A 22643-nucleotide genomic window follows, 5' to 3' on the forward strand; every position below is an offset into this window, starting at 1 on the left:
ACTTTTTTCTCGCTAGGTTTTTCTTTCGATCCCAATTTGACACGACTCTGGCGATACAGTGCCATATCGTGCAGCATGGCAATATCGTTATCGTGAACCACGACTAATTTATTAGCACCTAAATCTGTCCCAGTGGGAATCCAGGCTGATAAATCCTCCTCATGCTCAATTTCGAGAAAACCTAAATTGAAAAAGAGAATTTTGCCTCGGTCTTCCATCTGCCGACCCTGTAAACCTTTCTGTGCCGTGTAAGGTTCTGGGATATCTGCTGTCACGCCTGCAATGCGTTTAAACCGCTTCAAAAGTAAAGGACAACTTACCCAAACCACAGGCTGACCAGGACAGAAAACAGGAAACCAAACCAGTGAAGCATATTCAAACTTTACAATTGCTTCGGTTGTCCCGCCATCAGAACGACCATCAACAGCTTCATGTCCATACCATGTTTGTTCTTCACCTGGTTCTCTATCTCTTAAATCTGCCCGAAATCGTCCCCGAATAGAACTGCCAGGTATGATTCCTGTCTGTGTAAATTGATCGCGGAAAATCAGGTTGAGATTACCTGTTTCTTCTCCTGCTGTTGCACCGACGTGCAAAGGAGCTAGAGTTTCAATAATACCGTAAGCTTTTTTGTACATTATTCAACTCCTTGAATATCAATTGGCAAACATAAGCCACATCCCAAATGTTTGAGGGGAAATCCCTCTTTTGGGAACCATTCATCGGGAAAATCCCACCAGGTTAAATTTAGGGGATGCTTAAAAACGTAAACGCTGCCTGCCGGAACTGCGTAGCGTCCCCGACTTAACCTTCCTTTTTGCTCTTTTTTGGGGTCATCGGACTCATGTAGTATTTCTACCTCTCCCTCTTTTTTCTTGGAACCGAGACGATAGCGGTAAGGTACTGCTTTATCTGTCAAAATTTTGAGTCCTTTTCGGGGAAAATCTGGATGGTAAGGATAACGGTAAGAAAGTTTATTTGACCCCCAAACTCCCGGTACAATTAGAGCAAAAGCGTGCTGAATTTTTTGGCTTAGTAGTCGATTAATTTTGTGATTTTCTGGAAGTGCGTGACTTTGAATCTCTACTAGATGTCCTTCACCTCCAAAACGATACCATCCATTAGGAAGCTCATAGTTAGAAAGATAGACGAGGCAGTATTCTTGATTCAATTGCACGGCATTTTCTAAAAATAGTCCATCTTTTTCAACAACGTGCCGCTCCTCGTTCTTGATTTTGGGATGCAGAAATGAGACAAAATCCCAAGGTGCTTTGGCGATCGCTTGATGTTCTTCCCGGTTTTCTCGCAGTTCATTTGCAGGCAAATTCCAGTTATCAATTAACTGCCAACTATACTCTGGTTTTAAGTCTTTATTCTGACGATGCCATTGATGTTGACCCAAGCACCATTTTTCATCATTGGATTCTACTGTCTCTTGTTTCTTAGGTTTTTTCACTAAAACCCATTCATCATCCTCTTCTTCTGAAATGACTTTATGCCAAGGAATCGGTATATAGAACTGTTTAGGTTTATCTTCTTTTGCCCAAAAAGGGCCAGCAACTACTAATTTATCGCGCAGAATTTTACGATCGACAAATTGAGATTCCCGATTAGCATTGAAAAACAATCCGGCGATGGCGGCGGTATCTGGTGGAAACTTACTACCCGATCGCCCTACTAAATTCTCTGGAGACAAAAATGCTCCTGCACTGCCATACATAAATCCCAAGGGGGAAACAGTAATTAAATATTGGAATTGCGACATAATTGCCACCCCACTTGTATAAGGTCATTAAGCCAATTCAGGATTGTGTCGCTGGTGTTTTTGCCTGCAATATCATCCCACAGACGGTCTTGTGTAAAAGTTTTTCCAGCATCGTTGAAATACAGGTCAAATAGGGCAAGGGCAATTGTTTTTTGAACAGAAAGACCTTCATTTTCTTTTTCTTTGAGGCGGATTGCATGACGGGATTTCAATTGCGCCCAATCGTTGTAAATATGAGTCCAGTTGGCTTGCTCCCCTGTATTACCATCGCGATCGCGATACTTAGTCAGAATATCTAGATAATCCCAAGGGCAAGTCCATTGCACGAATTGACCGCTATTAAAAACTACCCGAATTGTAATGCGATCGCGCCCTAAACTCTTTGCTCTTTTTTCCGCCTCCCGACAGTGTTGTAAAACGTCTCGTTGGGGAACTTGATGACCAGCCCAAATAAAACCGACACTAAAGGTCAAACGCCGATCGTTCTTCAGATTAAGCTCATCTTCAATGGTTTTTGTCAGGTCTTTCCACTGGTCTTTTAAATCTAATAACCAATTCAATATCTGGATAGGTTTAATTTTCTTAGGCTTTTCGTTTGCATTGTTTTCCTCACTGTAAAGCACTCCTAAAAAGTCATCGCCACCAGCATAAATAACGCGCCCTTTCCCTTGAGTAAATAAATCTTTTTTCTCCTCAAAATTCTTGCCCCATTTCCTCATTAACTCGGTAAATAACTTTAGATCGCGATCGCGCTGTTCTGGGTTATCCTGATGACGACTGGCAAGGTCTTGCAGCTTATCTCCAACCTTGTCGCCATCGCCCATAAACCAGCCAGTCCAATATCCAGCCTCACGGTAAATATCTTTGAACTCAGGGTCATCTTTTTTCTTTTTGAGTTTTTCCATCCCGATGTCATCAGCGATTTTGTCATAAGTGACTAAACGCTTCACCAATTCAGGAATACTCAGTTGCTCATTCGGTGCAATATATTTCCCAAAGTCATCAGGTTTATCATTCTCATATTGTCTCAACTGTGCCAGCGATAAACACGGTTTGCCGACCCGATAATCTGGATTATCCAGCAGCCAAGATAATCGGCGATAAAATAGTTCAAGTTCCTCTTTCTCTGCTTGGGTAAGCGATCGCCCTGGTTGATTATCTTTTTTACCTAATTGATGCCATGCGATCGCATCAGTTCCAGTCAAACTAGAACTTTCACCGCTCCAATTAACACCCACCCAATCACGTTTTAACTTGCGGGTTTCCAAGTCATCCATTGCTTTTTCTACAGACTCACCATATCCCCAAAAAATTTCCCAGGTATAGCTTCCCCAACGTTCCCATTCTCCTTTTTGTTTTCCTTTTTGGTCTTCTGTCTGCGACCAGCAATATTGGCATTTGGGAATACCTAAGTTATCTTCTATCCATTCGCGACAAATGGTGAGGATTTTTTGCCATTCTCCTAATAGGGTATTTTGCACATCATTGCGCTCAAATTTCCCCTTAATTAAAATCCGATTGGGCATTCCTTTCTGGATGTTCGCGCAACCAGGGGAAATCACCTCTAGTTCCAAAGACTCTGCTTTCTGTACCAACTTAAAACTCAAATAGGAAAGAATCAAGGAAGCCCCAAATAAATCTCTCAGTTTGCGAGATTTCTCAATGAACCCTTGAACTGGTGCAAAGCTGATAGCTGTATATTCAGACATAAAATTTAGTTGTGATAGAAGCTCAATTTATTTGGGCCCAAGCGGTAGCCTTCAAGATTTCTCACTGCCTGTGCCTTGTCCTATCACTGTATCAGCACAACCTCCCCCTAGTCTCTCAATTCACAATATTTATCGAATTATGTAACGAACTCTAAACGTATGTATAGATTAACTCTCAGTAATCTTACGCCAATTGTGCAAATATTGTCTTTAACTTGACAACTCCTGTCATTTCCCTTAAGCGAACATGACCAAAAAAGTCACTCCCCACCCCTATACAGAAAAGCTCGCATTGGATCGCCTCTTACTCCTAATCTCCACCCTGGTACAGTATCCCGGTGTTGGTTACTCAGATTCTGAATCAGTTAATGGCAATGCTTTACAACCTGTCCAACAGCGGTTACGGGAAGTCGCGGCGGCGATGGGAATTGAGTTTCCCGAAGGTTATCCCGCTATTCCGACGATACGTAAGGATATGGAAACTTTACGCCACTACGGGATTTTGGATAAGCGGATGTACCGCTGGGGCTATTATTTGGGTACGGGAGCCCTCAACCGGGAAGAATTGCAGTTAGCTTTTCACGCTTTAGGGTCGCAGGCTAAGTATCAAGGTAATCCCCAGGCGCGACGGATTTACGCTACTGTGGCTAAACGGTTGCGGGGGTTTGATTTGAAACTCAAAGGCGAGTTTTTCTATCCTGTCAGGCAACATCTTAACCGGGCGCTCGTTTATACTGACCCTGATGAGATGGCCGAACAGGGAGAATATCGCAATACCCTGTTTCATCAGTTGGATGTTGTGGAACAGGCGATTGTCCGGGGACAAGCAATTGAAGTGTGCCGCAATAGTGACCCTTACGGTAGAAAACGGGTCGGGATGATGCGAGTTTGGCCGTTGCAGTTGATTTATTACGATCGCGCCTGGTACTTGGTTTATGAATATTGCGAAAATGGGCTATTCGCCATCAGTCAAGTGAATAGATTTTCGGATTATTGTCAATTTATTTCTCTGCCCGTGCGGGGTTTGGCTGCCCAAGAACAAAGCCTGCAAAGGACGCATAAATTATTAGAAAATGGTTGGGGTTTGTATTTGGGTGAGGTGGAGGAACAGCAGGCAGAATTACAGGGAAATTTGTCTTTTGAAACTGTGAAAGTGCGATTTTTTGGCCCCGTGATGGCGTTTATTTTGGAGGGCGATCGCCGCCATCCCCGCCAAAAAATCCGTCCAGGTAAAAAGGATGCAGTAACGGGTGATTTTGCTTATGTAGACTATGAGGTGATGTTACCACCCAGAGCCCTGAAAGAGTTTATTTTGTGGGTGTTTAAACACGCAAATCATGCTCAAGTGCTTTCGCCCCCTAGTTTGGTGGAGCAACACCGAGACGCAATGAATGCTGCTGCGGCTAGGTATTTGTAACAGAATTTACCTCACAAAGGAATAAAAAACGAGAAGGCTTTTCAGGCGATCGATCTCATACCTTTCTCGTTTCCATTCAATTAGTTTCCCCAGCGAGTGGGGAGCAAGCCCGTGCTCGAATGGTCGAGTTAGGACTTGGGACGTTTCCATTCAATTAGTTTCCCCAGCGAGTGGGGAGAGTTCGCCGCAGAGCCTATATCCACAAAGGGATTCAGACATCAAATCGACGCACCTAGTTTTTCATCATAACAGAACTAACAAAACTTGCAAAATAACGAGCCTTAAAGCCAGTCCTAGTAAGGCATCGACGCACGTTAACTAAACAATCAGCCTTTCAGGAATCGTTTTAGGTGTGTCGATTCAGTATTAAACCAACTCCATTAAGCATTAGAAAGCTTATTTTGCAAGGCTTTGACTGATTCTCAACTTAACGAGATATCAGCGATCGCTCAACCTACGCAGCTTAAATATTTTGGTCTGTTCCCCAAAATCTCAGTTACTTCAGCGCTGAGTTTCAAAAAAACACTTAGCTAACCAAGACAAGATTTGTTGATGGTGGTTATAATGTTTTCGTGAACCTAAGCGAGAGCTATTTCTTCGGGAGGTTCACGAAAAACGCTAGAACCTTGAAAAATCAATAATTTCCACGCTTGAAATCGCTTATTTATTGCTAATTAATTGCAATAAGAGCGGCTAAAATGAAGGTAAATTTGAGGTTCACGAAAAGTGCCTCTGGAAGCTAAGCCTAGTCTGAACTCCAGGCGGCGCTCTTTCCCACTCGTTGGGAAAACTAATTGAATGGAAACGATTAAAGTTGATATTCGTGTTGATTGGTGGTTGAGTACTTTCCCACTCGTTGGGAAAACTAATTGAATGGAAACCCCTTTTGAGGATTTCTCCACCCTGAAAATCTATCCCGACTTTCCCACTCGTTGGGAAAACTAATTGAATGGAAACCTGGCTTCGCTGATTTTTATGCGATCACCAACTTTAAAAACTTTTCCACTCGTTGGGAAAACTAGTTGAATGGAAACTTGTATTTGGGGTCAAGAAAATCAGCTATGTCGATACTTTCCCACTCGTTGGGAAAACTAATTGAATGGAAACACGACTTCCTGCACGTTCGGATCGGGCGCTGCGAACTTTCCCACTTGTTGGGAAAACTAATTGAATGGAAACGCTAAGACAAAATTAGTGGAAGTTTTCTATTAATGTGAGAGTTGGAGGGAAACTCTAAATAACTCTTGACCAAAGAGTAGATTTCGAGTAATCTAACTTTGGGGGGCACCTCTACCGCATAGAATAGCTGTCCCCAGCCTGACACTCTAGCAGTAAAGGCATTCCCCCAGCCGAAGGGTTACGGCAAATTGGTTTGTCATTACCTAGAAATAGGTAGTTAAGACAAACTTAGTCGAAGTCTTCTATTAATGCGGAAATCGAAAAGGCTTCGACTTCCACTCGACTCCGCTCCGCAAATAAAAATTAAAAAATCAGAGCCGTCCGTAGCGAAAAAAGCTCTAACTCTTCAACCTTTGAAAAACTCCAAAGACACCTTTTTAAAACTCAAGCTTGTGCAACAAACTTAGTTGCCAACAATTAATAAGCACAAAAAAAAGCCCCTTGTTAGGGGCAAAATAGCGTAATCCTTAGAGAACTGGGCCTAGAGCTAGTCGCGACGGAGAGCGGCCAGGTTGACCTCTGTTGTGGAGGTAATGTTAAGAAATATTTCGCCAACAGTATCAGCATCGCTTACACCGCAGAAATTGGCGATCGCGCGATCGCTGAGGTAAAAGTCTGGAATGCGATCGAGCCCAGCGACAAGGACTAAGGGCAGAATTGGTGGATTCTATTCTCAATGCTCCCAAAATAGGTTAATGTGACAATTACGCTCAAGCCAGCCGTTGATCAACGATGTAGCGCATCTTGACGCAAGATCGTTTCTGGAAGCAAATCTGGCAATATCTGGGGCCATTCTCAGGAGTTGCCTTGTTTGGGCTTGAAATTTGTTTAAGTCCCGTGAAGCGTTTATATCTACCGGATGGGGATTTCTGTGTGGATCACATTAGTTGAGTCCAAAATTTTGGAAAATTTGGATGAGAATTAGGCAATTATTAGGCAAGAAGTTAGGCTCAAAGCCTAGACTCCTCATCGAGCAATTGTTCTTGTTGGGTCTGCAAAACCTCCACCCCCAGTTCAAATCTGGGTGCCGCCTTTATATGTTTACAGTAACAAATTATTTGTCACTGATAGAGGATGTTATTGTGCCGATTTAGTTAGATGTGATTTATGGGCAGTTGCGTGAGAAAGTGAAGGGGTAGAGTGCGATCGCGCCAAATGGTAGAGTTTGATTTGGAGAGTGCGATCACATCTTTTTTGATCTCAGTCTCTAATTCCTGTAGGGTTAAAAATTTAACAGAAGTTAAGTAGTTCTCATAGATGCTAGGTCACTACATAACCTCCCACACTTTTAATCAATTAAGTAGAGAACCATTTATCCCTGCGTGCAATTTCTCCTACCTTAACTATTTTCGAGGCAACAATATCTTTACATTTAGCTTCAGCAGCGGCTACCAAAAATCCAGGATAGCGATCTGGTTGTCTCGCAATCTGTTTCGCAATATCATCAGGCATAGAATCTGCGGGTACTGTACGGATAAATTTATGAAAAGCAAAGCGCTCCGATACTACACCCTTGAGATAGCTTTGTGAGATTACATCAAGAGCCGACTCCCAACTTATTTTACATTCACCCAGTAATTCAATTGCTACACCTTGCCAATATTGCAGCACTTTAAGGTCAGATATATTATATCCATTAAGATACTTTGAATATAGGTCTTTTGGATTTTTTGAGCGAATGCCTAGCAAGGTTACTGTTCTAGCATTCAATGATTCTGGCAGCAAGTTAACATCAAATGTAATAAAACGATGGCTTGATTGTGTCCATGAAACAGACTCTTCTACAGAGCTATATAAATATCGCCAATTATCACTAGATAATTTTTCTAGGAAGCTATCAATCAAGCCAGTAAGTCGTTCTACGGTTTTCTTACTACCCCAAGTTATTAAAAGCAAAACAGCAAACATCCTGTCCATTACATCGTCTGTTTGCTTAAATAACTTTTCCCAATAGGATACCGTACCCGATCTAAGTCTGGCATAACGTGCGCGTCTACAGAGTGATACAGAATGGTCAAATAAGACCGGAAAATCTGTGCAAGTTTCACTTTGAGACTTGATTCCACTAGCAATATTAGCAAGACGAAAAAAAGCCCACTGCTCCCCATATAAAGAACGAGCTTTCTCAACTAAATTATCCCAAGGTTTTATTTCAGTTGCCCACTCAAAAGCAGTGTGCTGTGATTCTTTATCTACAGCATCTAGAATTTTATACAAATTATCCCTTAAAGCAAAAGTTGGTGTGATTGTAATTTGTTCCCTCGTGAGAGAACTAACAGATACCACTCTGTTGCCTGTATAAATCTCATCCTGCTCCCATATCTGAGACAAAGATACTGGATAAGCAGCTCTCAAAGCTAGAGCATATCGCCTTACGTCCATAGCACGAATGAATAACTCTAAGATAGATTTGGGATGCGGTTGATTATCAGTTATAACGTCTCCTATTAAAATTGATTCCACAGCGATTTTGAAAGTTTCTTCGGTCATTTCTAAGTAATCAAATCGTCGTGATTTGAAAATAATTTCAATGCGTAGTGGGTTACTAATTTCATCAGAGAGGACTGTGCTTAGCTCAGTTATTGATAGCTTTGATAAACTGCCGAAGTAAAGTCCATATTCAAGCCAGCGTGTGCGTTCGCCATTCTTTTGGGCAAGAACAGCTCCAAGCCATAATTTGTCAACTTCATCACGAGACGCATTTGCCTTAACTAAATCAATTACATCTAAAGCATAATCCTTCGGAGGAGAATCTCCTAGTATGGCAAAACAGCGAGTTATAAGTTCATTTTGACCACAATCTTTTGGTAGTACCAGTGGATTGCCTGAACTAAGTCGGCGACTATTAGAAGTCAACAAGTATCGCAATCCTATAGCGTCCAGAATTAGTTCTATAACTCGACGGACAGACTTGGGATGTTGGTTGAAAACCCAGTCTGAAAGTAACATAGCTGCCAAGAGCCTTGGATAGCTGATAAGGGAATATCCCTCTTGTGCAATAAGTTCTTCCAAGCGGTCAATTAAATCTGCAAGTTCTCCTTTGCTGTAGCATCCAGCATAAAACCTTGTAACATTTAGCCAATAAAAATCACGTGCTATTGCATCAAAACGATCTGGTTTTGTTCCTGGCTTTTCATTTCCAGGTGGAGATGGTGGAGCAGTAACGTAGAGGTGCTTTGCAGCAAAATACTCCCGAAGAGGTTGAACCTCAAACTCGTAAGTACCTTCTACACGAGATACTAAGGCACCCACACGCTCAACCATGCAAACCAATAAATTATCCACCAAAGATTCTTGATAACCTTCATTAGTAAGATAATCTGCTAGCAAAGTGCGAAATCTTTCCTGGGTGATACGACCACTACCGTTCTCTTCTTCAGCTTCTACATGGAGAATCCATGCTAGGTACCTATTGATATCAATCAGTAAATCTCGATGATTGCTGACTACAGCATTCTTTTCTGCCTCCCGATCAAAGTAGAGTTCTATATAGCTATCGTAAAGTGCAGTACGTTTATCAGGCAAGGAGGCTGTTTTTCTACGGATGAGGCTAAATAGTATTGTTAACTGCATCGGATTTCTAGCTAGATCTCGCAAATGAGGCTGGTCTAGCTTCTCCTGAAGAACTTTTTTTACATCTCTGATCTGCTGATTATCTAGCTTTCTAGCATTCATCCACTTTTGAGCATATTCATCAATTAGAGGACGAGTAACTGGACCTAGATGGTAGTGAAGAAATTTATCTTCTGGAAAAACTGGTGAATTTGCAAATGCTGCTGGACGGCTAGTTACTATAACTTGGAGGGATGCAGCATTGGAATTAAGACGATTAATCCCTTTAACAATCTCTTGTACTACTTCCCTTCTATTTTCTATGTCAGCAACCTCATCAAGTCCATCAAAAACAAGGAGAACAGAACTTAGTTTTGCTACAGCGTGCAAATCAGCTACTTCAAACTCAAAACCCCCCGAATCATTTTCTACCTGAGCAGCAAGAAAAGATTCTAGAGATTTATGCCATTTTGGATGTGGTTCATCATATTTATCAGGCGAAAAGGGATTTTGTTTTGCAAGCCATGCGGCTAAATCTCGAAGATCAACTCTAAATGGTAAACGAACCGCTGAAGATTTATGTTCTTTTGGCAATTTGTCAAAGGCTTCATTTTCCCTATACTGTTCTGGAATAAGTTGCTCTACCTGCTCCTTACCAAGAATTTGCATACGGTGTACCTGACAAATGTACTGGGTTATCGTAGACTTTCCTTGTCCAGGTGCACCTTCAATTACTACATACGGGATATTTTTCTGGACAACTGGATGAAGCAACATAGCTGCTGAGCCTACAATAAGTTGCTCGTCTCTACCCGTATAAAAATCAAGACCTGTGTCAAGTGGTAAAGATATATCTCCAGAAACAATAAGTTTTGTATTAGCCTGACGACATTGTAAAATATCACGAGCAATATACCGATGAATGGTTTGATAAAAATAAGCGAGCTTTTTAGTAGGTGCGCTATTTGGTGATAGAACTGGAACATCTATAAATAGATCAAAAAGTCGGTTGTCAAGCTCAACTTGCTTAAATTTAACTTTTTGATCTATATCAAATTGATGTGTAACATAAGCTCGAATTGCTGAAGCTCTTCTCTCCTTATTTTCTGATAGTCCCACCTCAATTACAGACCTAATTAAATCTGAACCAGTCATCAACGCAGGGTATACCCACTTGAGATCCCAGGCATTATCTAACCGACGACTTAAATCGTCTCGCCACCAACACTGTGCTGGAACACCAAGTTCAGTTTTAAATATTTGATTTACTTGATCAATTGAGCCTGAATCAGGGTGTGCAGTTCCTTTGATGTTGGTAAGTAAGATATACTGCTTTGCACCTTTTGGAATTTGTTTTTTGAGTTTTGCTGCTTCACCCTTTTCACCCTTTAAAGTTTCTGTCAGCCATTTGTGAGGATCAGTCTCTGCTTGGGGTTGCCTTACAAATTTAACTTGGTACATTATGAAACTGCGCTCTTCATCGTCACTGAAATAACTCAGTGCATCTCTCCCACCGTCTGGCTGTGCAACTGGAAAACATTGGAGATTAGAAAACTCTTTAGCTAGTAATGCTTGGCAGAACTGTTGAAACGTTTCTGGATCTAGATTTTCAAAGGGATAATCCATCTGTTTTCCTCAATAGGACTTGTTGTGCAAACAGACAAAACCTCTTTTTCCAGAGATTTAGAGATAAGCCTTCACATAACTGAGGCTGCTTCTGTTAATGTATCTTACACTGCCACTCTATCTTGTGACAAGGCGACTCTGCATAACACGCCCAACGCGCGATCGCACCTCCCAATCCCAGCATCTTACCCAACTCAGTCAGCGTTAACTCATTGGCCCGTCGAAACCGCCCCAAAAAATGACTTAAACTCTCACCCTCCAACGGTTACACCCGAAACACCCAGTCGCCTCCCCCAAAGCCTTCAGCATCGCCTTACTAAAAAGATTAGAAGCCACAGGTAACAACTGCAAAACCTTCTTTTCCTAAACCTCCACCGTCCGCTTAAACTCCTCCCCCGATAACTTACCAAACCGATGACTTGACCGAAAGCGATTATAAACTTGCTCATCCTGCTTAATCACGGCATCTAAGCGATCGCTTCCCCAAAATCACCAGCATTTCCAACTTATCAAAAATATCCCGCACCTCAGCAAAGGTCTTAGGTTTAAACCGTTCTGCCTCATCAATAATCAGCATTTCCACGCCGCACCCCTTGATCACCCGCATGGTGCGATCGCGAATCTCGGCGATCATTCCCTTCACCACTTGATACTTCAAAAGCTCAAGAATCACCCCCCATAGTTTTGCCCGTCCTCGACTCGCCCACAACTCGCCCCGACTGCCGAGACTGTCGCTTTCCTTCCAAATTGGGTAGATATCGCTTCAACTGGTAGAGTTTGATCGGGAAAGGGCGATCGCATTCAGGAAGCGATCGCACTCTATAAAAATTAGTCAAGATTTAGGCAAGTCACAGCCTAACCCAACCCAACACCAACTCTAATTCTTAATCTTCTCCACATACCCCCACAAACTGTAATCGCGACTCAGCCATCCCCGAAAAAACGCCATTTGACTCGGATCTTCTTGCACCCGTTTATAACGGTAAATAATCCGCTCGTTGATCATCTGAAAAGCTGTATTCTTATTATTAGCAGAAGCTAAAGCTTTCATCGTGCGAGCGTCAAAAACGCCACTCTGCGGAAGTCCCAAAGCTTGTTGTAGAAATGTCACAGAGTTAGATATCCCGAAATTCACCGCCGTATCGAACATCACGATCGCCAGTGCAGGGTGCATACTCGCCGCACGGCTATTATTCCAATAACTCTGATAAATTTCTAAAAGTTCAGATTCCGAAATCCTGGCTACATCTAGAGGTGGGAGTCCCCGACTGTAGCGGTAAGCGTCGTACTCCGTTTGCAAAATACCTCTGTAAGTCCTTCCCCCCTTATCCGCCGGATGGTTGCTGAAGCCGCCCTCGAAATATAAAGTGAAGTACAGAGCAGCATCAAAGATCCGTCGCTGATATTGCCCTGTCTGCTGTTGTGCTAGACTATTGGTAGCGAAGGGCAAGGGCAGTGCTAAGGTGAGTAAAAATATACCCAAGAGCAAATTGGGTTTGAGGTTAATCTTCCGTTTCCGCTGTGTCAGTTGCTTGCCAGTCATAAATTCATTGCATAGTGGCGACAGTTTCCTTGTCATCATTGGGTTGTCGCCTCAAAAGCTGTTAGGGTGCAAAATACCATAGACTTTAATATTGATAGCACAAACAGGCTGCCCGATGAATTCCAATCCTATTAACCCGTCTCAGGAAACCAAACCAGAGGATGCTCAAGCGCTGACTCAAGCTGCGGAAGTATATTACGCTCAGGGGAAGTTAACAGAAGCGATCGCATTTTGTCGCCGAGCTCTGGAGGCGAAGCCGGATTGGGCACCCGCCTATGTGACAATGGGAAATGTCCAGCAGGCTCAAGGTCAAATTGAAGAGGCGATTCGCTTCTACGCGGAGGCTCTGGCGTTCAATCCCGACTATGCTGAAGCTTACGCTAATTTGGGCAGTATGCTTTACAAGCAAAGGCGTTTTGTCGAAGCGATCGTCAACTACGAAAAAGCGATCGCCCTCAAACCAGATTTAGCCGCCGCCTACTGGAATCTCGGTAATGCTTTGAAGCAGCAAGGGAAGGTAGAAGAAGCTAAATCTTATGAGCAAAAAGCCATTAAAATTAATCCGCAACTGGGCGGCGTAGAATTTTACTTAGATCGAGGCGATGAACTAGCAAATCAAGGCAAACTTAGCGAAGCTGTCGCTGCTTGGAAACGCGCGATTACGATTAAACCTGACTCGGTAGATGCTTACTGTCAAATAGGGATAGTTCTCCGATATCAAGGCAAATTAAAGGAAGCAATTCCTTACCTGCAAAAAGCCTTAGAAATTAAACCAGATTTTGCCATCGCTCATCAGCACTTGTGCGGCATCCTCCGAGATGCAACTAATTTAGAAGCAGCCCGTCAAGCTGTTAGCAAATATAGTGAAATGTGCGGCGAAATGGACAAAATAATGACCGCCATTTACTATATTAGCACTTATCAGGTATCGGGATTAAATCAAATTGCTAAAGATAGATTTTTAGAGCTAGAGTCTTATCTCTACCAATTCAATAATTTTAGCAATGTTGAAATCAAAGCTCTCTATGCCAATCTTTTATTTAGCACCCCTTACTTGCGAGATGATTTAGAGGCTAATTCTAACTTTTATCGCCTAATTTCTAAACAATATATCGAGCAAGTTGTCAAGCCAAATCACCCTCAAATTTCCCAGCCTAGTTTTCAGCAGAGAACCAATGAAAGTAAGTTGAAAATTGGTTTTATCTCGAATCACTTCAATCGCCATTCCGTCGGCTGGTGCAGTGCTGACATCATCCGTGAATTATGCAAGCTCACGCCTGATGTTTATTTATATGCAACAGAAAGACTTGATAAGGACGATCATACCCAAAATTTTGTTGAGAGTGTAGCCAAATTAAGTTATCCTAAAACCTTCCCTAATGGACTTGCTAATGCTGGAGAAATTATCAAGGAAATTCAGCAAGACCAAGTGGATATACTGGTAGATTTAGATTCTCTGAGCGTTCCCATTCACTGCGATATTTTATATCGAAAACCCGCCCCAGTTTGTATTTCTTGGTTAGGCTTTGAAGCTCCCTACATATCTAGTACAAATTACTTCCTTTGCGATTGGCACACTCACCCAGACGGGAGAGAAAAATATTACCAAGAACAACTAATTAGAATGCCAGATTCCTTTGCGGCTGTTGGAGGTTTTAAAAGGTTAGTCGCGGATACAATTGATTTAAGAAAGTCGCATCGAATTGGATTAGAGCAAGTAGTTTATCTCTGCGTTGCTCCCGGTAGAAAATTTAACCGCGAGTTGGTGAAAGCACAGGTTGCCATTCTCAAACAAGTGCCAAATAGTATTTTGATTCACAAAGCCATAGGCGATATCGAAGTATTCCAATCAGCTTATCATCAAGCTTGCGAAGCTGAGGGAATTGGGAAACACCGAATCAAATTTTTGCCACGAGTTCCTACGGAGGAAGAACACAGGTTAATATATTTACTAGCTGATGTTTTTCTAGATTCTTATCCTTACAATGGTGGGACTCATACTTTAGAAGCATTGTGGTTTAATTTGCCTGTGGTGACGCGGGTAGGCGAACAATTTTTATCGAGGATGGGCTATTCATTTATGCAGGCTTTGAAGATGGAGACAGGTGTTTCTTGGAGTTGGGAAGAGTACACAGAATGGGGTGTAAAATTAGGTAATAATCTGGATTTAAGAAACGCAGTTAAAGAACAGTTGAGGGAGTCGAAGAAACCGCAAAGTTTAGCACCATTATGGAATCCGAATAAGTTTGCTCAAGATATGTATAGGGTGTTTGAAAAATTGTTAGCGAAAGCTAAGTAGAAACAGATGCGTAGATGCGTAGGGTGGGCGCTCGCCGCTAAAAAATTGTAACTTATAGTTATAGATAGTTATCGGCTAGATGGGTAGGGTGGGCGCTCGCCGCCAAAAAATTGTAACTTACGGTGATAGATAGTTATCGGCGAGCGCCCACCTTACAGTTAACAGTTAACAATTAACAATTAACAACTACCAATGTTAAATTCCACACTACCAACTATCAAATTTCTGAAGCAACCAACTTCTAAAGAGTGGGTCGAACAAGCGATCGCGAACTTAGATATAATTCTACTAGACCATTCCCACTGCGAACGCAAAGCGGCGGGTGTAGCGCTAAATTTAATGTTTCGCTACCCTGCTCACACAAAATTAGTGCGGATGCTTACTGCCATCGCCCGCGAAGAATTAGAGCATTTCGAGCAGGTAAATCAATGGTTAGAGCGTCGCGGGATTCCCTTGGGCCAATTGTCAGCACCTCCCTATGCTGCTGGTTTAACAGCTAAAATTCGCAGGGAAGAACCAGAGAGGTTATTGGATTCTTTGCTAGTTTCTGGTTTAATAGAAGCACGGAGCCATGAAAGGCTCGGATTGCTAGCAAATTGCTGTCAGGATGCAGAATTAGCAAAATTTTATCGGGGTTTGATGGCTTCAGAGGCGCGTCACTACGGTGTATATTGGGTTTTAGCAACTACTTATTTTGATATCGAAATTGTGACGGCTAGGCTTGAGAGTTTAGCATCTATTGAGAGCGAAATGCTGGCAACTTTGTACTCGGAACCAAGAATTCACAGCTAGAGGTAAGAAACAAGTGAAGATCGAATATAAAGACTTTTTAATTCGTACCTGGGAACAACGAGATCGGGCTTCAGCTTTTCACTTAATTAAGGATATTTTAGCAGAATACGGCTTGACTTGCGAACCCTATGGCGCGGATCGAGATGTCTATGAGGTGGAAATATTTTATCATGCTGTCGGTGGAGAATTCTGGGTAATTGAACAAGAGGAGCGGTTAGTGGGGACGGCAGCTTACTATCCGATTAAAAGAGGGAATAATGCTGTAGAAATTCGCAAAATGTATCTTTTACCAGAGGCGAGGGGGTACGGGTTGGGGAGATTTTTACTGGGAAAGTTGGAGAGTGCGATCGCAGAGCGTGGTTTTAAAGAAATTTGGATTGAAACGGCTAGCGTGCTAAAGGAAGCAGTGAAGTTGTATGAGAGTAGTGGGTACGAACCGACTACGGGGGTGGAGACGAAAAGGTGCGATCGCGTTTATGTGAAAAGGGATTTTTTACCGAATGGCTAATTGCTAATTGCTAATTGCTAATTGCTAATGGCTAGGCGTGTACCTCACTTGCTTTACAAGTTCCCTCGCGGGGTGGGGGCGGGTTTATTTTACCTGTCTGCACGCTTTTAAGCTATTGGCAAACCCGCCCCTACAGGTTGTTGAAAATGGCGATCTTCGGTGTATTTAACCGGAATTAAATTATAGTTAGCTACGAGCAATGCCTTCATTGCGTGCTGCTAATTGCACGGCACCGGCAACAGCATTCACTACTCGCTTGTCAAATACAGAGGGGATAATGTGTTCTTTGTCAAGGTCGGAAGGCAGGACTAAAGATGCGATCGCCTGAGCAGCTTCTAAATACATTGTCGTAGTAATAGTAGAAGCGCGACAGTCTAAAGCTCCGCGAAATACACCAGGAAATGCTAAAACATTGTTAATTTGATTGGGGTAATCGCTGCGTCCAGTTGCCATTACTGCTACGTCATTAGCGACGAATTCTGGCTGGATTTCAGGAATAGGATTGGCCATTGCAAACACGATCCGATCTTTTGCCATTGAACGTACCATTTCTGGGGTAAGAACTCCAGGGGCACTTACGCCTAAAAACACATCAGCACCGATGATTGCACCTGCTAAAGAACCCGATTTTTCCACAGCAAATTCTAGCTTTTCGGCGTTTAAATCAGTGCGGTTTTTGGAGAGGATGCCTTTAGAGTCACACATAACAATTGTTTTAGCTCCTGCTTTTCGCAGCAGACGTGCGATCGCGACTCCGGCAGCACCGGCACCGTTAATCACGATCCGAATTTGATCCATTGATTTATTGACGATTTTTAAGGCGTTGATTAAGGCTGCTAAACTAACAATTGCCGTGCCGTGTTGGTCGTCGTGAAATACGGGAATATCTAAAGTTTCTCGCAGTTTAGCTTCGATTTCAAAGCAGCGAGGTGCGGCAATATCTTCGAGGTTAACGCCGCCAAAAACTGGGGCAATATTCTGGACTGTGCGGATAATTTCGTCAGTATCTTGGGTGGCCAAACAGATCGGAAATGCGTCAATCCCAGCAAATTCTTTAAATAGCATGGCTTTGCCTTCCATGACTGGCATGGCGGCGGCGGGGCCGAGGTTGCCTAACCCTAAAACGGCGCTGCCGTCAGTGACGATCGCCACCGTATTTTGTTTGATGGTAAGGTTGTAAACTTGTTCGGGATCTTGCGCGATCGCATTACAAATCCGACCCACCCCCGGCGTGTAAGCCATCGCTAGATCCGATTGGGATTTGAGAGGGATTTTGCTGCCAATGGTGATTTTGCCGCCGCGATGAAGGTTGAAGGTGCGATCGTAGATATTGAGCACTTTGATATCTGGTAGCGCTTTGACGGCATCTACAATTTTCTCATTATGTTCCGTGCTAAAGGCATCAACGGTAATTTCGCGGATGGAATTGTACCGATTTTGCTCAATTAAGTCGATTTGACCCAAGTTACCGCCTACAGATGCGATCGCCTGCGTCACGCCAGCCAACATCCCGGCGCGGTTGGGAAGTTCAATCCGAATCGTTAAACTAAAGCTGGGGTTGGGTGTTAGTGCTACCATAATGCCTGAATTTGGGATTTTTTGATTTCAAATTTTAGATTTTAGATTGAATTGTCAATTCCAAATCTAAAATTAACCTTAGCCTAGAGTAATGAAATACTTGAGATTGTAACCAGTCGCACAAAATAGTGCAGAGGCAGCTATGCCAAGTCTCCATACAGAAATTGAAATTTATGCTTCCAGGCAAAAGGTTTGGCGGGTGCTGTTTGACAAGAAAAATTGGGATAAATGGAATAGTTTTTTATTTGACCGCGATCCCTCTATGCCGTTTAGGCATGGCCAAGAGGTAATGTTGTCGCTATTGCGGAATTATGCGGAGGAAGAGACAGAATTTCAACCTTTGGTGACATTGGTGCAGCCAGATGTCTGTTTGGGATGGGTGTCTGTAATTCCTGGCTTTCGCAGTGAAAATATGTTTGAGTTGGAAGAGATTGGTATTGGTAGGACGAGATATACTCACCGGGAAAATTTTTCGGGGTTATTAACTCGTATATTTTTGCCTTTTATTCGAGAGGATGAACAGCGAGGAATGGAACGGATGGCAAGGGAGTTAAAACGGTATGTCGAGCAAGTTTAAGGTAGGAATAATTTAATAACAATTCTCCAACTTATGCAACTGTAGAAGTAGGAGGGAGGAGGCAGGAGGCTGAAGGCAGAAGGCAGAAGGCAGAAGGCAGAAGGCAAAAACTAGGATGAGCTTGTAATACCAATTATTCCAAAAAGTTAGGCGACATTTTACCTAAAGAATTGTAGGTAAACTGTTAGGATTGATTCAGAAAATAATCTCAATGCGATCTTGAATAGCTACCTGGAGAGTATCTTTAAATTTCCTGCATGGCTGATGAAAAGCTGCAATATCTTTCTTGATAGATGCAATGATATTTGTCACCATCTCCTCTTGCCTGGGAACTTCAATCATAAAGGCATAGCGATTATCTTTCAAGCTAGTATATCCTTCCATTTCGATCGGAAAATTTTGGGGAAGTTCTGGCAAGAATTTCAGTGCATAACCTTGCCATTCAGGTAATGTTTGACCATAAATATTAATATTTTTTGCCCATTGACTTTTAGATAACTTGTCTAGGCTAGAGGTCTCTTTTACTTCTAGTAACAACAGACTATAATTCGGGATAAATAGTGTCCGTCGCTCTACTAAAGGAAGAAAATAATTAGTTTTACCATAAACATCAAGTGTTTTGCCTTCGGTGTCGCTATAGTGGCTAATCCAACCACAAAAACGATCGTTAGCATTTCGGTTAATGATTCGCATCCAGATGTCAAAAACATCGACTTTTGAGCAGTATGGATCGCCGCGAAATTGATAATTTAGTAAGTTCTTTAGTTCGGGATTTGAGGGGGAATTGTGACTGCAAATAAGATCGATCAGATGGCGCATATCGTTATTTATTAGTACCATTAAATTATGTATGTTACTAATGCAAAAGTGGGAACCTGACCACGCAGCACCATGATAAAAATCTCTTTGCCAGATTTCAAGAACATCTACGAATTTATCTAAGGTCAAATTGAGGCGATTAATCAAGGTATAGATCCCGAAAATCTGTCGCAGAATCTCATCATTCACAGGACTGTTTTCAATGATGTATTCTTCCAAATTTTGGATGATAAATGCTAGAAACTTCGTAAATAATTTAAACATAATCTAAATATTTTTCTGTAAAATAGTTGGCTTAAATTAGCAACATTTTAGATTCTTATTTCTATTTATAAGTTGAGATTTAATCGCAACTGCTTTGAGGGTAAGCTTAATAAAGCAAAAAGTGAGCTTGGGTGTGGTAAGCTGTTGTTCATATAAGTCTGGGAGGAGAATTGAGAAATGTCTAAAAGTTTAAGAAATTTATCTTTAAGTTTAACCATGCTTCTGGCTTTACTATCCGTGAATGCCAGAAGTGTTTTAGCTTTCTGCGGTTTCTTTGTCGCCAAAGTCGATGCACAGCTATTCAACAACCGTTCTGAAGTTGCGATCGCACATCGAAATAACGACACTACTTATAGTCTAGCCTTTGACTACAAAGGAGATCCCAAAGAATTTGCTCTGGTTTTGCCAGTGCCAATAGTCCTGAAAAAGCAAGATGTCAAAGTCATAGATGCTAAACTATTTCAACGCTTAGATGATTTTACCGCACCTCGCCTAGTTCGATATCAAGATTTCCGACAGAATGCACCCGCTGGAGCCCCCAGAAGCGAAGCTGAAACCAAAAGAGATCGGGCACCCGTAACAGTTGTTGAACGCTTTACTGTCGGGGAGTATGACGTTGTGATTCTGAGTGCAACTGAGTCCAATGCTTTAGAAACTTGGCTCAGGCAAAATAAGTATAGACTTCCTAATAATGCTGCTCGTTATCTCCAACCCTATATCGACCAAAAACTTTACTTTTTTGTCGTTCGGATCAATTTTAAAGAACAGCAACGACTCGGCTTTCAAAACTTGCGGCCATTACAATTTACAGTAGCAAATTCTAACCAAATTATGCTACCGTTCCAGTTAGGAAAAATTAACTCCGAAGGCACTCAAGATATTATTGTTTACTTTCTGAGCGACAAAGGTAGAGTTGAAGCCAGGAATTACACTAATGTAATGATTCCCAGTAACTTTGCCGTCCCTGAAGAGATAGAATCCAAATTTGGGGAATTTTATAAAGGTTTACTGACGACCACTATTAAAGCAGTTGGTCGTGAAGCTGTAGTAACAGAATATGCTTGGGATACAGGTTCCTGCGATCCTTGTAGTACATCACCTTTAAATGCCCAAGAGTTAAAAGAATTGGGGATGAACCAGGAACGAGCTTTCATTACTCGATTGCATCTTCAATATACCAAGGATACTTATAACCGAGATTTGGAATTTCGCTTAACTGCCGATACCAGAACTTATCAGGGTCGATATATCTTGACTCCAAAAGCAGCTTTAGCAGCAGATGCACAAGCTAACAAAGCTCAGGTACAAGCACCCTATGGTAAACCGCTATCCACTTTTCGACTACAACCTTTGTTTGAAAAGTATCAGCGATAATAGTTAATTGCTAATTACTTATTATTGATAGTAGTTAGCGATTAGCCGTTAAAATTTAAACATCAGCCATTTCATATTCAAAAGGGATGGAGAAGAATTTGCAGGCCATATACTCTGGGGGAAATTTCCCTGTGTCTTTTGTATCCCTGGGTTGCTGTCCCTGATTTTCAGATGGATTTAGGCAAATTGCTAATATTCCTACTCCTGCCATGAGTGTAGCAACTCGGTTCACAAGGCTATCGATTTCTTCGATTAGTTCCTCTGCAACCCCAAGGGAGGGGGCGACAATAAAAAAGGTTTTGACTCCATCGGGGCTGGGGGCAAAACCTAGAATACACTCATTTAATAGGACTTGTGCTGAAAGACTCAAAGAGTCGTGGAAGCGATTGATTAAGGTGCGGTATAAGGATTCGCTTAGGGCGCGATCGCCAAAAATAGGTTGATACAACATCGTAGAATTCCTCAAGTGTGGCTAATTGGAGGTTATAAAATATATTAACACTTTTTAATGTAATTTATTTCTCGAAAGTGCTGTGTGATAGGAGTCTTGACAGATTGTGACAATCATGAGATAAGCGAGCGATTGCGATCAACTCTTAAGTGTGATATGGGTTAACACCATTAGCGATCGGCATCACTCATAACTATATTTACAGAAGATTTACGCAACTTGACCATAATTGTTTGCCACCCCCTTCTCAGCAGTATATCTACCACCTAGAAGGCGGGTTCAGTAAGAAGGCATAAGGAGTTTAGATTTGGGAATCAATCATCATCCCAAATCCCAAATTGAAAATCTAAAATCAAATGACTTAGTATCCGTTACAATCCTATACAGATCCCGAACAGAACCAAGTCCGATGATTGAAACCCTGCAAACCCAACTTTACGAAATAGCACAATTTGCTAACGCCTTAGTTAAAACTCAACTGACACATATTAGCAGCGTCAGCATCGGAGTCATATTTCTTGCAGGATTGCTCACCAGCTTAACCCCCTGTATGCTTTCCATGTTACCGATTACCATTGGCTACATCGGCGGATATGAAGCTAAAAGCCGCATTCAAGCTGCCGCCCAGTCTACTTGGTTTTCCTTGGGATTAGCAACAACCCTTGCAGCTTTAGGTATCTTAGCATCATTTGCTGGGAAAGTCTACGGTCAAATCGGGATAGGCTTGCCAATCATCGTCAGCATCCTCGCCATCTTAATGGGACTGAATTTACTGGAAGCATTACCATTGCAATTGCCATCCTTTGATGCTGCCGGTTGGATTGCTAAAGATTTACCAGCAGGTGTACGCTCGTATTTATTAGGCTTAACCTTCGGTTTGGTAGCTTCTCCCTGTAGTACCCCCGTTTTAGCTACATTACTAGCCTGGATTTCTACCACAGGAGATACAATTTTAGGCGCAGTTTTACTACTATCCTACACCGCTGGCTATGTGATGCCCCTGATCTTAGCAGGTACTTTTACTGCTAGTATTAAAAAGCTGCTAGAGTTACGTCGCTGGTCTAGTTGGATTACCCCAGTTAGCGGAGTATTATTAGTAGGATTTGGCGTTTTCTCTCTGCTATTGCGGTTAGCACCCATTACTTAATAAAGAAGGGACTAGGGGCTAGGGGCTAGGGGCTAGGGAAAGA

The 22643-nt window shown here is 42.2% G+C and carries 19 protein-coding genes; 8 read left to right on the forward strand and 11 right to left on the reverse strand.

From position 1 onward, the window contains the following. The 3 genes from PN499_RS06815 to PN499_RS06825 form a co-directional block, all read right to left on the reverse strand. On the reverse strand, positions 1 to 638 hold a 638-nt coding region (locus tag PN499_RS06815), incomplete at its 3' end, for an RAMP superfamily CRISPR-associated protein (RefSeq protein ID WP_272030931.1). Next, the gene (locus PN499_RS06820) at positions 638 to 1765 is read right to left on the reverse strand and encodes a type III-B CRISPR module-associated Cmr3 family protein (RefSeq protein WP_272030932.1); all 1128 of its coding nucleotides are present in this window, start codon (positions 1763 to 1765) and stop codon (positions 638 to 640) included. The genes PN499_RS06820 and PN499_RS06815, both read right to left, overlap by 1 nt. Further along, the gene (locus PN499_RS06825) at positions 1744 to 3474 is read right to left on the reverse strand and encodes a Cas10/Cmr2 second palm domain-containing protein (protein WP_272030933.1); all 1731 of its coding nucleotides are present in this window, start codon (positions 3472 to 3474) and stop codon (positions 1744 to 1746) included. Before PN499_RS06825 ends, PN499_RS06820 begins: the two co-directional genes overlap by 22 nt. 247 nt (positions 3475 to 3721) lie before the next feature. On the opposite strand from PN499_RS06825, the gene PN499_RS06830 reads away from it, so the two are divergent. Both PN499_RS06830 and PN499_RS29645 read left to right on the forward strand, forming a co-directional pair. Then, positions 3722 to 4891 (forward strand): helix-turn-helix transcriptional regulator, encoded by a 1170-nt coding sequence (locus PN499_RS06830; RefSeq protein ID WP_272030934.1) that lies wholly within the window; start codon positions 3722 to 3724, stop codon positions 4889 to 4891. Between the two features lie 1061 nt (positions 4892 to 5952). After that, complete coding sequence (locus PN499_RS29645; protein ID WP_417063866.1) at positions 5953 to 6075, forward strand: hypothetical protein; 123 nt, start codon at positions 5953 to 5955, stop codon at positions 6073 to 6075. Positions 6076 to 7366: 1291 nt separating this feature from the next. Here the strand turns inward: PN499_RS29645 and PN499_RS06835 are convergent. The 5 genes from PN499_RS06835 to PN499_RS06855 form a co-directional block, all read right to left on the reverse strand. Continuing rightward, the gene (locus PN499_RS06835; protein WP_272030935.1) at positions 7367 to 11248 is read right to left on the reverse strand and encodes an NACHT domain-containing protein; all 3882 of its coding nucleotides are present in this window, start codon (positions 11246 to 11248) and stop codon (positions 7367 to 7369) included. Positions 11249 to 11342: 94 nt separating this feature from the next. Beyond that, on the reverse strand, positions 11343 to 11510 hold the full coding sequence (locus PN499_RS06840) for a hypothetical protein (protein WP_272030936.1): 168 nt from the start codon (positions 11508 to 11510) through the stop codon (positions 11343 to 11345). A gap of 192 nt (positions 11511 to 11702) precedes the next feature. Further along, positions 11703 to 11921 (reverse strand): TniB family NTP-binding protein, encoded by a 219-nt coding sequence (locus PN499_RS06845; protein WP_272030937.1) that lies wholly within the window; start codon positions 11919 to 11921, stop codon positions 11703 to 11705. After that, the gene (locus PN499_RS06850) at positions 11911 to 12084 is read right to left on the reverse strand and encodes a hypothetical protein (RefSeq protein WP_272030938.1); all 174 of its coding nucleotides are present in this window, start codon (positions 12082 to 12084) and stop codon (positions 11911 to 11913) included. Before PN499_RS06850 ends, PN499_RS06845 begins: the two co-directional genes overlap by 11 nt. Before the next feature lie 41 nt (positions 12085 to 12125). Further along, the gene (locus PN499_RS06855) at positions 12126 to 12791 is read right to left on the reverse strand and encodes a glycoside hydrolase family 108 protein (RefSeq protein ID WP_272030949.1); all 666 of its coding nucleotides are present in this window, start codon (positions 12789 to 12791) and stop codon (positions 12126 to 12128) included. A 115-nt stretch (positions 12792 to 12906) separates the two neighbouring features. Here PN499_RS06855 and PN499_RS06860 point away from each other — a divergent pair, with 115 nt between their 5' ends. From PN499_RS06860 to PN499_RS06870, 3 genes are all read left to right on the forward strand, one after another. Next, positions 12907 to 15090, forward strand: coding sequence for an O-linked N-acetylglucosamine transferase, SPINDLY family protein (locus PN499_RS06860; protein WP_272030939.1), 2184 nt, complete (start codon positions 12907 to 12909; stop codon positions 15088 to 15090). A gap of 192 nt (positions 15091 to 15282) precedes the next feature. Next, positions 15283 to 15882 (forward strand): MiaE family protein, encoded by a 600-nt coding sequence (locus tag PN499_RS06865; protein WP_272030940.1) that lies wholly within the window; start codon positions 15283 to 15285, stop codon positions 15880 to 15882. Between the two features lie 13 nt (positions 15883 to 15895). Beyond that, a complete protein-coding gene (locus PN499_RS06870; RefSeq protein ID WP_272030941.1) occupies positions 15896 to 16390 on the forward strand; it encodes a GNAT family N-acetyltransferase in 495 nt (164 codons plus the stop codon). Positions 16391 to 16576: 186 nt separating this feature from the next. Here the strand turns inward: PN499_RS06870 and PN499_RS06875 are convergent, their stop codons facing one another. After that, complete coding sequence (locus PN499_RS06875; protein ID WP_272030942.1) at positions 16577 to 17968, reverse strand: malic enzyme-like NAD(P)-binding protein; 1392 nt, start codon at positions 17966 to 17968, stop codon at positions 16577 to 16579. Positions 17969 to 18110: 142 nt separating this feature from the next. Between PN499_RS06875 and PN499_RS06880 the strand changes: the two genes are divergently transcribed. After that, a complete protein-coding gene (locus PN499_RS06880) occupies positions 18111 to 18545 on the forward strand; it encodes an SRPBCC domain-containing protein (RefSeq protein ID WP_272030943.1) in 435 nt (144 codons plus the stop codon). A gap of 195 nt (positions 18546 to 18740) precedes the next feature. On the opposite strand, the gene PN499_RS06885 is transcribed toward PN499_RS06880, so the two are convergent. After that, on the reverse strand, positions 18741 to 19628 hold the full coding sequence (locus tag PN499_RS06885; RefSeq protein WP_272030944.1) for a hypothetical protein: 888 nt from the start codon (positions 19626 to 19628) through the stop codon (positions 18741 to 18743). A 177-nt stretch (positions 19629 to 19805) separates the two neighbouring features. Here PN499_RS06885 and PN499_RS06890 point away from each other — a divergent pair, with 177 nt between their 5' ends. Then, a complete protein-coding gene (locus tag PN499_RS06890) occupies positions 19806 to 21002 on the forward strand; it encodes a DUF2330 domain-containing protein (RefSeq protein WP_272030945.1) in 1197 nt (398 codons plus the stop codon). A 55-nt stretch (positions 21003 to 21057) separates the two neighbouring features. Here the strand turns inward: PN499_RS06890 and PN499_RS06895 are convergent, their stop codons facing one another. Beyond that, the gene (locus PN499_RS06895) at positions 21058 to 21453 is read right to left on the reverse strand and encodes a hypothetical protein (RefSeq protein WP_272030946.1); all 396 of its coding nucleotides are present in this window, start codon (positions 21451 to 21453) and stop codon (positions 21058 to 21060) included. A gap of 409 nt (positions 21454 to 21862) precedes the next feature. On the opposite strand from PN499_RS06895, the gene PN499_RS06900 reads away from it, so the two are divergent. Continuing rightward, positions 21863 to 22600 carry a cytochrome c biogenesis protein CcdA gene (locus PN499_RS06900; protein ID WP_272030947.1) on the forward strand — a complete coding sequence of 246 codons (738 nt, stop codon included), beginning with the start codon at positions 21863 to 21865 and terminating at the stop codon, positions 22598 to 22600. The last annotated feature ends 43 nt before the right edge of the window (positions 22601 to 22643 follow it).

It is taken from the genome of Kamptonema animale CS-326 (assembly GCF_028330895.1).
Classification (GTDB): Bacteria; Cyanobacteriota; Cyanobacteriia; order Cyanobacteriales; family Microcoleaceae; genus Kamptonema; species Kamptonema formosum.